Consider the following 12,257-nt stretch of genomic DNA (forward strand, 5'->3'; position numbering starts at 1 on the left):
ACGCATAGTGCTCGACGTCAACTTCTTCGATGAGCTCCGGATCGGTCTGGCCACCGCTGACGACATCCGTCAGTGGAGCCACGGCGAGGTCAAGAAGCCCGAGACCATCAACTACCGCACGCTCAAGCCCGAGAAGGACGGACTCTTCTGCGAGAAGATCTTCGGTCCGACCCGGGACTGGGAGTGCTACTGCGGCAAGTACAAGCGTGTCCGCTTCAAGGGCATCATCTGTGAGCGGTGTGGCGTCGAGGTCACCCGTGCCAAGGTGCGCCGTGAGCGGATGGGCCACATCGAGCTCGCCGCCCCCGTCACCCACATCTGGTACTTCAAGGGCGTCCCGTCGCGCCTTGGCTACCTGCTCGACCTGGCGCCGAAGGACCTCGAGAAGGTCATCTACTTCGCCGCGTACATGATCACGTTCGTCGACGACGAGCGTCGCACCCGCGACCTCCCGTCGCTGGAGGCTCACGTCTCCGTCGAGCGTCAGCAGATCGAGAACCGTCGCGACTCCGACCTGGAGGCCCGCGCCAAGAAGCTCGAGACCGACCTGGCCGAGCTCGAGGCCGAGGGTGCCAAGGCCGATGTGCGCCGCAAGGTGCGCGAGGGCGCCGAGCGTGAGATGAAGCAGCTGCGCGACCGCGCGCAGCGCGAGATCGACCGTCTCGACGAGGTCTGGACCCGCTTCAAGAACCTCAAGGTCCAGGACCTGGAGGGCGACGAGCTCCTCTACCGCGAGCTGCGTGACCGCTTCGGCACGTACTTCGACGGTTCGATGGGTGCCGCGGCGCTGCAGAAGCGCCTGGAGTCCTTCGACCTGGAGGAGGAGGCCGAGCGCCTCCGCGAGATCATCCGTACCGGCAAGGGCCAGAAGAAGACCCGTGCGCTCAAGCGCCTCAAGGTCGTCTCCGCGTTCCTGCAGACCGCGAACAGCCCCAAGGGCATGGTTCTCGACTGCGTGCCGGTGATCCCGCCGGACCTGCGTCCGATGGTGCAGCTGGACGGTGGCCGCTTCGCGACCTCCGACCTGAACGACCTGTACCGCCGTGTGATCAACCGCAACAACCGTCTGAAGCGTCTGCTCGACCTCGGTGCCCCCGAGATCATCGTGAACAACGAGAAGCGGATGCTCCAGGAGGCGGTCGACGCCCTCTTCGACAACGGCCGTCGCGGTCGCCCGGTCACGGGCCCCGGCAACCGTCCGCTGAAGTCCCTCAGCGACATGCTGAAGGGCAAGCAGGGTCGATTCCGTCAGAACCTGCTCGGTAAGCGTGTGGACTACTCCGCGCGTTCCGTCATCGTCGTCGGTCCGCAGCTCAAGCTGCACCAGTGCGGTCTGCCCAAGGCCATGGCCCTTGAGCTCTTCAAGCCGTTCGTGATGAAGCGCCTGGTCGACCTGAACCACGCGCAGAACATCAAGAGCGCCAAGCGGATGGTCGAGCGCGGCCGCACGGTCGTGTACGACGTCCTCGAAGAGGTCATTGCCGAGCACCCGGTTCTCCTCAACCGTGCGCCCACGCTGCACCGCCTCGGCATCCAGGCCTTCGAGCCGCAGCTGGTCGAGGGCAAGGCCATCCAGATCCACCCGCTCGTCTGCACCGCGTTCAACGCGGACTTCGACGGTGACCAGATGGCCGTGCACCTGCCGCTCTCCGCGGAGGCGCAGGCCGAGGCCCGCATCCTGATGCTGTCCTCGAACAACATCCTCAAGCCGGCCGACGGCCGTCCGGTCACGATGCCGACCCAGGACATGGTCCTCGGTCTGTTCTTCCTGACCACCGACGGTGAGCTGCGTGACACCAAGGGCGAGGGCCGCGCATTCGGCTCCACGGCCGAGGCGATCATGGCGTTCGACGCCGGCGAGCTGGCGCTGCAGTCGCAGATCGACATCCGCTTCCCGATCGGCACCGTTCCCCCGCGCGGCTGGGTTCCCCCGGTCGCCGAGGAGGGCGAGCCGCAGTGGCAGCAGGGTGACTCGTTCCGGCTGCGGACCTCGCTGGGCCGCGCGCTCTTCAACGAGCTGCTGCCCGAGGACTACCCCTTCGTCGACTACTCCGTCGGCAAGAAGCAGCTCTCCGAGATCGTCAACGACCTCGCCGAGCGCTACCCCAAGGTCATCGTGGCGGCGACGCTCGACAACCTGAAGGCGGCCGGCTTCTACTGGGCGACCCGCTCCGGTGTCACCGTGGCCATCTCCGACGTCGTCGTTCCCGAGGCGAAGAAGGAGATCGTCAAGGGCTACGAGGCGCAGGACGAGAAGGTCCAGAAGCAGTACGAGCGCGGTCTCATCACCAAGGAAGAGCGCACTCAGGAGCTCATCGCGATCTGGACCAAGGCGACCAACGAGGTCGCCGAGGCCATGAACGCGAACTTCCCCAAGACGAACCCCATCTTCATGATGGTTGACTCGGGTGCCCGAGGAAACATGATGCAGATGCGGCAGATCGCCGGTATGCGTGGTCTGGTGTCGAACGCCAAGAACGAGACGATTCCGCGTCCCATCAAGGCGTCCTTCCGTGAGGGTCTCTCCGTCCTCGAGTACTTCATCTCGACGCACGGTGCCCGTAAGGGTCTGGCCGACACCGCCCTGCGTACCGCCGACTCGGGTTACCTGACCCGTCGTCTGGTGGACGTCTCGCAGGACGTGATCATCCGCGAGGAGGACTGCGGCACCGAGCGCGGTCTGAAGCTGCGGATCGCCGAGAAGGGCGCCGACGGCGTCCTGCGGAAGACGGACGACGTCGAGACCTCCGTGTACGCGCGGATGCTCGCCGAGGACGTCGTCGTGGACGGCAAGGTCATCGCGCCGGCCAACGTCGACCTGGGTGACGTGCTCATCGACGCCCTGGTCAACGCGGGTGTCGAGGAGGTCAAGACCCGCTCGGTCCTGACCTGTGAGTCCGCGGTCGGCACCTGCGCCTTCTGCTACGGCCGTTCGCTGGCCACCGGCAAGCTGGTCGACATCGGTGAGGCCGTCGGCATCATCGCCGCCCAGTCCATCGGTGAGCCCGGTACCCAGCTGACGATGCGTACCTTCCACACCGGTGGTGTGGCCGGTGACGACATCACCCAGGGTCTGCCCCGTGTCGTCGAGCTCTTCGAGGCGCGGCAGCCCAAGGGTGTCGCCCCGATCTCGGAGGCGGCCGGCCGCGTCCGTATCGAGGAGACCGAGAAGACCAAGAAGATCGTCGTCACCCCGGACGACGGCAGCGACGAGACGGCGTACCCGATCTCGAAGCGTGCCCGTCTGCTGGTGGGCGAGGGCGACCACGTCGAGGTGGGCCAGAAGCTCACCGTGGGTGCCACCAACCCGCACGACGTGCTGCGGATCCTCGGTCAGCGCGCGGTCCAGGTCCACCTGGTCGGCGAGGTCCAGAAGGTCTACAACTCGCAGGGCGTGTCGATCCACGACAAGCACATCGAGATCATCATCCGGCAGATGCTGCGCCGCGTGACGATCATCGAGTCCGGCGACGCGGAGCTGCTGCCGGGCGAGCTCGTGGAGCGGTCGAAGTTCGAGACCGAGAACCGTCGTGTGGTCACCGAGGGCGGTCACCCCGCCTCCGGCCGTCCGCAGCTGATGGGTATCACCAAGGCCTCGCTCGCCACCGAGTCGTGGCTGTCGGCGGCGTCCTTCCAGGAGACGACCCGGGTTCTGACCGACGCGGCGATCAACGCCAAGTCGGACTCCCTGATCGGCCTCAAGGAGAACGTCATCATCGGTAAGCTCATCCCGGCCGGTACGGGCCTGTCCCGCTACCGCAACATCCGGGTCGAGCCGACCGAGGAGGCCAAGGCCGCGATGTACTCGGCCGTCGGCTACGACGACATCGACTACTCGCCGTTCGGCACCGGCTCCGGCCAGGCCGTCCCGCTGGAGGACTACGACTACGGTCCGTACAACCAGTAAGTAGATCGAAACCGAAGGGCGGTCACCCCGTGGGGTGGCCGCCCTTCGGCGTGTGCGGAACAGAGCGGCTAGCGGCCCGCCAGTTCCCAGACCGCGATCATCAGACCCGCGCTCGCCGTCAGCGCGGCGATGCTGGCCAGGGGCCAGCGGGCGCGCTCCAGGGCGTCGAGGCGGGTCTCCATGTCGGCGAGCTGCTTGTCGGTCTGGTCGCTGCGCTGCACGAGCAGCGCGAGCGAGCCGTCGACGCGGGCGAAGCCGGCCTCCAGGGTGCCGCGCAGCCGTTCCAGTTCGAGCGCGACGGTGACCGGGTCGTGCTGATCAGAGTCGGTCATCTGCACCGCCCGGGGAGCCGCTGCGCAGCCACGCCGGCAGCAGGTTCTGGACACCGGGGACGGCCATGACACGGGTGAGACCGCCGGCCACGGCCAGGGCGGCGGCGACCCAGGGGAGGGTCGCGGGGATGCCGGCGGCATCGACGATCGCGGGGAGGACGACGGCGATCCCGACGGCGGACTGCAGGACGGTACGGGCCGTGCGCCTGGCGGCGTCGGACATGGGGAACTCCTTGACGTGGGGGTACGGGACCTCTACTTGCTGTACGGGACCTTGAGCGCGTTCCAGGAGGCGCCGCCCGGCCAGCCGTCGGCTTCGGCGCCGCGGAAGCCGAGCTTGCGCTGCCACGCGGCGTACGACCGGCGGTCGGCCTCCGACCAGCGGGGGCCGGGCCCGACCTGGTAGCGGCCGCAGCCCTCGGCCATCAGGCGGCGGCCCATCGCGGTCACGATCGGCGAGCTGGGGCCGGCCTTGAAGAACGAGGTGCCGGGGAACGGCTGGTAGCGCGGGGCGGCCGGCTTCGCCGGGGCGGTCGTGCCCTTCGAAGGGGCGGCGCCGAGCCGCGTCTGGATCCGCTCGCGCATACCGGGCATGCCGAAGCCGCGCGGATCGCTCTTCCAGTCGGACCACTCCAGGTGACCGATCACGGACTTCGCGCCCCAGCCGTGCGCCCGGCACAGCGCCGCGGAGGCCCGCTCGATGGCGTCGAGCTGGGCGGCCGGCCAGGGGTCGGAGCCGTTGCCGAGGTTGACGCACTCGAAGCCGTAGAAGCGGGAGTTGCCGTCGACGGCGCCCGCGCTTCCCTGGTGCTCGCGGGGGGCGGGCGGCCGGTCGCCGTAGGTCTCGCTGACCACGGCCCTGAGGACGGACGGGTCGCCGCCTCCGGCATGGTTGGCGCGGCCGCTGCCGACCAGGTGGACCGTGCCGTCCTTGGCGATGACGCCGTGGCAGAGAGGGCCCGGCAGGCCGGCGTATCCGTGGTAGCAGAGCTCGACGGACGAGGCGGTGCCGCTGGAGACGGTGTGGTGGATCATCACACCGCTCACGGGGCCCCAGGCGCCGGCCTGGTTGCGGTGGTGGGTGCGCCAGCCGTCGTGCTCGACGACCTTGACGCCTTCGGCGCGGAGCGCGGCGAGGAGCCGGTCCGCGGACAGGGGAGTGGCCATCTGGTGTCCTCCGGGCAAGCGAAAAGCCCCGGCCGGATCGGCGCGGGGCGGGCGTACGGGGTGAGGCGTGGGGCTGGGCGCGATTACTCGGTGGGCTCGGGCGCCGGTGCCGGGGCGGGGGCCGGGGCCCAGGTGGCGCAGAGCGCGGCGTAGGCCTTGCGGCGGGTCTCGAAGTCGGCGAGCGCGGCCTCGACGGCCCGTCGGACGGCGGTCGGGTCGGGGACGGCCGGCTCGCCGTTCTGCGCGTGGACGACGACCAGGCCGGAGCCGCGCAGGACGGAGTCGCCCTCGCCCTTCTCGTCGAGGTCGGCGGTGACGTACACCGACGGGTACTGGCCCGTGACCGGGTCGCGCTCCAGGGCGTAGCCGAGGGTGTTGTCGTGGACGCGGATGCGGAGGGCGTGGCCGTTCTCGGTGAGGCTCGCGCGGCCCGCGTAGTCGATGGCCACGCCCCAGGGCTGAGTGGGGTCGATCTGCATGGGGTGCTCCTCGTGTTCGTCGTGCTCGCCGGTGCTCGTGCTCGTCGGGGTGCCGGTCAGGTCTGGGCGCCGTGGATGAGCGCGGTCTGGGCGTAGACCGTGCCGCCGCTCGCCTGCGCCTGGATCTCGATGCTCATGGTCTGGCCGAACCGTGTCTTCATGTCGCCGGGCAGCAGCCCGAGATGGTCGAAGGTGGTGCCGGCGGTGACCGTGGGCCCGAACTGGACGTTGTCGACGAGGACCCGCACCTGGCCGGTGGCGCCCGACGACGCCGCCGTGTTGAGGGCGATCCGCATCTTGGGCTGCCAGATGGGGTTGGAGCAGCGGGCGATGGTGGTGAAGGTGGCGCTCGTGGTCGAGGGCCACTTGGCCACGTCGCTCGCCAGCGGCGGCATCAGTTGCAGCCAGGGCCGGGCGAGGCCGCCGGTCAGGATGTCGTCCGCGAAGATCTCGTGGTTGTAGCCGTCGAAGATCCGGAACAGCGGCCGGTTGACGGTGACGCTGCCGGACTGCGTGGCGGGGCGGATCTCGTTGACCGCGGGGCGGGTGTTGACGGCGGTGGACAGCGCCTTGATCCGGCGCTCCATCTGGTTGAGCCGGTCGATGATGTCCTCGGGCAGCTTGGGCATCAGGCCTCCTCAAGGTAGAGCTCGGCGGTGTCGGGGCGGCCGCGCTCCGGCGGGGTGACCTTGACGCCGATGATGCGGAAGCGGGCGTCGAGGCCCTGGGAGTACCACTCGTCCGTGATGCGGATGCGGGCGACACGGCCGAGGAGCGCCGGCGGCACGATCCCGCCGAGGCGGACGCTGATCGCGGGGATCACGACCGCGCCCCGGGCCTCGTCGAGCGACCTCTTGGCCAGCGAGTCGAGCGTGAGGATGTCGGTGACCTCGTTGTGGTCCGAGGACAGGTCGATCAAGGGCCAGCCGTCGGCGAGCAGATCGGTGGCGACCTGCTCGCTGGAGACGAGCGGCCGGGACTCGGCGGCCGCGTTGCTGTTGGTGGAGGCGCCGCGGGCCACGGCGGTGGTGCCGCCCCGGGTCGCGTCCCACGGGAAGGAGTACGACAGGATCGCGCCCGGCCGGTCGAAGATCAGGTCGGTGGCGCCGGTACGGATCTGGGGCGAGCCGAGCCGGAGCTGCCGGACGCGGCGTCCGGAGACGGGGTCCCGGTACACCAGGATCTGGTGCTCGAAACCGTCCTGGAGGGCGGCGAGCTGATCCAGCGCCTCCAGGTACACGGTCTCGTCGCCGTGGCGCCAGGTGACCGTCCGCCGGGAGTCGGACGTCTCCTCGCCGAAGTCGATGTCGAAGCACCCGTCGCCTGCGGTGAGCTCGCGCCACAGCCGGCGGGCGATCTCCAGCTGGTCGGTCGGCTCGGTGTACTTGATCTCCGTACGGATGCGCCGCCTGCCCGCGTACGAGTCGAAGGTCGCGGCCTGCAGGGAGAGGGTCAGCACCCCCCGCCCGCTCGACTGGAGTGTGGTGGTCCAGATGATCCCGCCCCACCACAGGTCGCCGCCGCGCTCCAGGTAGACCGCGGTGCGGCCTTCCCGGACCTTCTTCACACGGTCGGCGATCTCCTTGTCCGGGATGGGGATGGTGCCGGACAGGGAGCCGGCCTTGCCGATGTAGTCGTCGAACGAGACGTCCCGCAGGGGCAGGATGTCGATGGTCTGATCGGTGATCAGATCGCAGAAGATCGCCCGATAGGGCGTTTCCAGGCTCATCGTGCTCCTCTCACTGGACGTAGGTGGCGGAGATCCGGACGTGCCTGGTGGCCTCCAGCGTCCCGTTGGGGGACCAGGTCCGCAGCCGGACCTGGCCGCTCGCGTAGACCACGGCCCCGCCGTCGCCGAAGCCGTCGCACGCGGGCGCCTCGATGTCGAAGGCGGGGCGCCACCCGGCGGGGAGGGTGCACAGCGGCTCGTCGTTGACGTTGCCGGCGCTGTTGGCGGTGATGGTGGCGCCGGTGCGGGTGACGGTGACGGTCATGGTGCACAGGCCGCCCTTGGTCCTGCGGGCGGCGAAGGCGACCATGCCCCAGCCGGTCAGCGCGGTGGCGCCGGAGGTGGTGGTCTCCACCTCGACCGGCGGCTGGTAGTTCACCCACGCGGTGCCGTTCCAGCGCTGGAGGACTCCGCCGTTCTCGCGGAACTGTCCGGGGTAGCTGCCGTTGGCCAGCGTGCCGCCGGGGGCGATGCCCCCGATCTCCTTCGGGTACGGCACCCAGGTGCTGCCGTCCCAGCGCTGGAGGAAGTGGGAGCTGTCGTTGTCCTGGTACTGGCCCGGATAGGCGCCGGGCACACCGGCGTTGTTGTGGACGGGCAGGATGCCGCCGGCGCTCACGACGGTGGTGCGCAGGTCGGTGAGGATGCCGTCGGACCAGCCGACGCCGCCGGTGCCCGCCGAGGCACCGGCCTTCACCCTGACCGAGTACAGCGGGAGCGAACGCGGGGGCGTGGCCGGTGCCTGCGGGACGGCCGCGGGCACGCCCCGGATGATCTCGATGGCCGCCTCGTGCCTCCCGGGGGCGTCGGCGTCGTTGTCGTACACCCGCAGCACGACGAGGTCGATGCGCGGGTTGAGCGGGTCGCCGTCGCCGAAGGTGAGGGTGATGTCCTCGTCGAGGGCGACCGGGTAGGCGCCGTCCGTGGTGCCGCCCTGGATCACGGCCTTGCCGTGGTAGACGGTGGCCGTCATCGGGCCGCTGCCGTTCAGCCACAGGCCGCCGACGCGGGACTTCCCGTCGTACGTGCCGGGCAGGACGCCGGAGCGGGTGCCGAGCGGGTTGACGGGGGTGGTGGCGCCGATGTTGGTGACGCGGGTGTTCTGGCGGGTCTGCCCGGTGGGCGACAGCCAGCCGGAGCGTACGGGCATGGGTACTCCTCGGAAGGGGGGCGGCCGGGGGAAGGGCGGCTCAGTACTGGGGGGTGACCTGGATGAAGGTGTTGTCGAACCACGCGCGCACGTTGCTGTGCGACGTCCGGTAGTGCGCGGTGACCGTGTACGTCAGGCCCGGCGTCAGGCTGTGGAGGCGCTGGGTGGTCGAGGCGGAGAAGGCGTCCGTCGGGTCGGCCGACTTCGAGGCCATGACGGCCAGTTCGTCGTCCAGCTCGCGGTGGACGGTGGTGCCCTGCGTGATGCGCACGCACATGAGCGCCGAGCTGGCGATGCCCGTGCTGCCGGAGTTGAGGGCCAGCTCCATCCGCGAACCGAAGGTGAGGATCGCCTGCCGGCTCTCCGGGGCGACGAAGCTCACCGTCAACGGGTTCTTGCCCGTCCGCTCGATCAGCGTGTTCACATAGGTGGTCGACAGGGTGTAGCCCGCGTCGATCGAGTCGTTGAAGTACGGCCCCGGGTACGCCGGCGCCCACGCCGAGCCGGTCCAGCGCTGGAGCGCGCCGTCCGGGACGGCCCGGTACTGGCCGGTGTAGCTCGGCTGGGTCGAGACGGAGGCCGGGATCACGCCGCCGACCGCCGCCGGGTACCCGACCCACTGGCCGCCGTCCCAGCGCTGGAACTGGCCGTCCGCCGTGTCCTGGTACTGGCCCGGGTGGGCGCCCGGCAGGACCCGCCCCTCGACCGGAAGGATGCCGCCGACGGAGACGACGGGGGTGCGCAGGTCCTTCAGGGCGGTGTTCCACGGGATGCCGCCGTTGCCCGCGCTGACGCCGGCCGGGACCGTCACCTCGTACAGCGGGAGGCTGCGCGGCGGGGCGGCCGGGGGCTTGGGGGCCTGTTCCGGGGTGCCCTGGATGATCTCGATCTTCGCCTCGTTGCGCTGGTTGGTGTCGTAGAGGCTGTCGTAGATCCTCAGGACGACCAGGTCGATCCGGTTGTACTGGGCGTTGCCCTCGGCGAAGGTGACCTGCTCGGCGGCCGGCAGGGCCACCGGGTAGGCGCCCTGGGAGATGTCGCCCTGGATGACGGCCCGGCCCTCGGAGACGATCGCCGCCATGGCGGAGGCGTTCGTCATCCAGAAGCCGGACAGCCGGTACTTGCCGTCGTAGGAGCCCGGCAGGATGCCGGAGCGGACCTGGACGGGGTTGATCATGGTGGTCGCCCCGACCTGGTTGAGGCGGGTGTCCTCGCGGGTCTGGCCGGTCTCGGCGACCCAGCTGCTGCGCAGGTTCATGGGTTTCTCCAATCGGGAAGGTGCGGTGACGCGCCGGTCAGGACTTGATCCACTCGGCGGAGAGGTTGCAGGCGTAGCCCGAGCCGCCGAGGGTCTTCACCGTCGTCGTGCTGGACTGGTACGCGGCCAGCTGGACCGTGTTGCCGGCGGTCAGCTTGATCAGGCCGTCACCGCCGACGGTGATGGCACCGTTGCCGGCCGGGGTGAGCCAGGTGGTGCGGTTCACGCCGGCACCGTTGACGAGGACACGGGCGCCGCGCTGGCCGGCCTGGGAGTCGTTGACCCAGGCCACGTTCGCGGAGATCCGCCACCAGCCCGTGCGCGGCACGGAGTAGGTGGTGCTGCCGTTCCAGCCGGCGGCCTCGTCGACGTCGACCGTCGGCAGCTTGAGCACGGTCCAGGCGTTGGGAGCGATGCTCTGCTGCTGCTCCGAGTACAGCTGTGAGGCGCTGAACAGGATCTTCGACCGGCCTTCGGTGTACTGCCAGTTGGAGCCGTCCCAGCGCTGGAGGATCCCGGCGTTGTCGCGGTACTGACCGGTGTAGCCGCCGGCCGAAATCGCCGAGCCGGGGGCGATGCCGCCGATCGCCTTCGGGTACGAGCTCCAGGTGGTGCCGTCCCAGCGCTGGAGCATGCCGCCCGCGTCGCGGTACTGGCCGACGTAGGCGCCCTTGAAGCCGCTGGTGGGCAGGATGCCGCCGAGGGCCACCACCGGCCAGTGCAGGGTGGTGACCGCGCCGCTGGTCCAGCCGACGCCGCCGGTGCCGGCCGAGGCGGCCTTCGGGACGCGGACCGTGTAGAGCGGCACCGTGCTGCCCGGGCCGCTCGCCGGGGCGGCAGCGTTGGCCGCCGGCTCACCCTTGACCAGGCGGATGACGGCCTCGGTGGCACCGGTCTTGTCGTAGTCGTCGTCGACCACGGCCAGTTCGATCAGGTCGACCCGGTCGTACTGGGGGTCGCCGTCCTCGATGATGATCGTCTCCGGCGAGACGGCGCTGACCAGGTAGGCGCCCTGACGGGTGTCCTTGCCCTGGATGATCGCGCGCCCGGTGCCGATGGTGCACTGCATGGGGGCGGTTCCGGTCAGCACGAAGCCGCCCGGGACGATGCCCGGCCGCGAGCGCAGCGGGGTCTCCTCCGGGCTCTGACCGCTGGGAGTGAGCAGGGCGGCCAGCGTGAGACGGGTGTCCTCGCGGGTCTGGCCGGTGGGCTGGAGCCAGGCGGCCCGTACGGTCATGGTTACCTCTCTCGGGGCGGGGGGACAGGGGCTTCGGTCACCACTCGGCGCTGCGCCAGCGGACCGTCATCCGGGCCTCGGGGGTGGACGCGTCGGGCCTGAAGGACAGCTCCGTGCGGCCCGGTTCGAGCAGGAACAGCTCCTCCGGGCTGGAGTCGGCCATCGCCGTGTGCCGGCGGGAGGCGGTGTTGTTGAGCATCACCGTGCCGTTGGCGGTGTCGACGGTCAGCTCGTCGCCGACGGCCAGGTCGATCGCGTACCGCAGGCGGCGACGGCTGCCGCGCTCGGTGACGGTCGGCATGGAGCACGGCCCGCGGAAGGTGATCACCGGGTGGGTGGGGGCGGAGCCGGTGTTCTCGGCGACGGCGTCGCCGGTGGACTGGGCCTTGCCCCAGTCGAGCGGCCAGACCAGCGGCCAGGTCAGCCCGGTCTCGGGCTGCGGTGCGGTGGTGGTGGCGGTCTGCTCGTTGACGGCGTAGCGGCGCGGGTCGGCGGCCAGCCACTGGATGGACATCCTGGAGCTGCCCTGGGTGGCGAAGCCCTGGTCGGCGGGGATCACGCGCTGGGCGATCCGGGCGCGTACGGCGAGCAGTTCGCCGTGCAGCCGGACGGTGAGCCAGCGCTCCTCGTCGAGCAGGGCGAGCGCCTGGCGCAGGGCGCGGATGGCCTCGGGGGCGCGGTTCCACTCCGGCATCAGGACGATCGTGCCGCCGATCTTGCGCGGCTTGGCGTAGCGGGAGCCGGGCCAGGCACCGTGGGAGGTGGGCCGGTCGGCGTCGGAGGAGTCGTACTCCGGCAGGTCCTCCCAGCCCTGGAGTCCGGAGCGGTCGACGGCGAACGGCGTACCGGTGCCGATGAGAAGCCCGGCCCACTGCATCTGCCCGTCCTGGGTGATGAGCGAGCCGGGCGCGTGGTCGGCGGTGAAGTTGCTTCCGGCGTATGCGGTTGTGGTCTCGGCCATGGGGGCCGTCACCTCACTTCTGAGGGCTGTCGGATGG

General features: G+C 70.3%; 11 protein-coding genes. 1 reads left to right on the top strand and 10 read right to left on the bottom strand.

Features of this window, described 5'->3' with window-relative positions:
• Positions 1-7 precede the first annotated feature (7 nt).
• Complete coding sequence (locus ACWDX6_RS16420) at positions 8-3,907, top strand: DNA-directed RNA polymerase subunit beta' (protein ID WP_451485615.1); 3,900 nt, start codon at positions 8-10, stop codon at positions 3,905-3,907.
• 68 nt (positions 3,908-3,975) lie between these two features.
• Here the strand turns inward: ACWDX6_RS16420 and ACWDX6_RS16425 are convergent, their stop codons facing one another.
• From ACWDX6_RS16425 to ACWDX6_RS16470, 10 genes are all read right to left on the bottom strand, one after another.
• Positions 3,976-4,239 carry a hypothetical protein gene (locus ACWDX6_RS16425; RefSeq protein WP_451485616.1) on the bottom strand — a complete coding sequence of 88 codons (264 nt, stop codon included), beginning with the start codon at positions 4,237-4,239 and terminating at the stop codon, positions 3,976-3,978.
• Complete coding sequence (locus tag ACWDX6_RS16430; RefSeq protein ID WP_451485617.1) at positions 4,226-4,462, bottom strand: hypothetical protein; 237 nt, start codon at positions 4,460-4,462, stop codon at positions 4,226-4,228. The genes ACWDX6_RS16425 and ACWDX6_RS16430 overlap by 14 nt, the downstream gene beginning before the upstream one ends.
• 32 nt (positions 4,463-4,494) lie before the next feature.
• The gene (locus tag ACWDX6_RS16435; protein ID WP_451485618.1) at positions 4,495-5,406 is read right to left on the bottom strand and encodes a peptidoglycan-binding protein; all 912 of its coding nucleotides are present in this window, start codon (positions 5,404-5,406) and stop codon (positions 4,495-4,497) included.
• Between the two features lie 83 nt (positions 5,407-5,489).
• A complete protein-coding gene (locus ACWDX6_RS16440; RefSeq protein WP_451485619.1) occupies positions 5,490-5,885 on the bottom strand; it encodes an ATP-binding protein in 396 nt (131 codons plus the stop codon).
• Between the two features lie 56 nt (positions 5,886-5,941).
• Positions 5,942-6,514 carry a hypothetical protein gene (locus ACWDX6_RS16445; RefSeq protein WP_451485620.1) on the bottom strand — a complete coding sequence of 191 codons (573 nt, stop codon included), beginning with the start codon at positions 6,512-6,514 and terminating at the stop codon, positions 5,942-5,944.
• Complete coding sequence (locus tag ACWDX6_RS16450; RefSeq protein ID WP_451485621.1) at positions 6,514-7,614, bottom strand: hypothetical protein; 1,101 nt, start codon at positions 7,612-7,614, stop codon at positions 6,514-6,516. Before ACWDX6_RS16450 ends, ACWDX6_RS16445 begins: the two co-directional genes overlap by 1 nt.
• Positions 7,615-7,624: 10 nt before the next feature.
• The gene (locus tag ACWDX6_RS16455; protein WP_451485622.1) at positions 7,625-8,764 is read right to left on the bottom strand and encodes a hypothetical protein; all 1,140 of its coding nucleotides are present in this window, start codon (positions 8,762-8,764) and stop codon (positions 7,625-7,627) included.
• Positions 8,765-8,804: 40 nt separating this feature from the next.
• Positions 8,805-10,022, bottom strand: a complete 1,218-nt coding sequence (locus tag ACWDX6_RS16460) for a hypothetical protein (protein WP_451485623.1) — start codon at positions 10,020-10,022, stop codon at positions 8,805-8,807.
• A 37-nt stretch (positions 10,023-10,059) separates the two neighbouring features.
• Complete coding sequence (locus ACWDX6_RS16465; protein ID WP_451485624.1) at positions 10,060-11,259, bottom strand: hypothetical protein; 1,200 nt, start codon at positions 11,257-11,259, stop codon at positions 10,060-10,062.
• A 37-nt stretch (positions 11,260-11,296) separates the two neighbouring features.
• Positions 11,297-12,220 carry a phage distal tail protein gene (locus ACWDX6_RS16470; RefSeq protein ID WP_451485625.1) on the bottom strand — a complete coding sequence of 308 codons (924 nt, stop codon included), beginning with the start codon at positions 12,218-12,220 and terminating at the stop codon, positions 11,297-11,299.
• Positions 12,221-12,257: the final 37 nt, after the last annotated feature.

Source organism: Streptomyces sp. NPDC003027 (assembly GCF_053591435.1).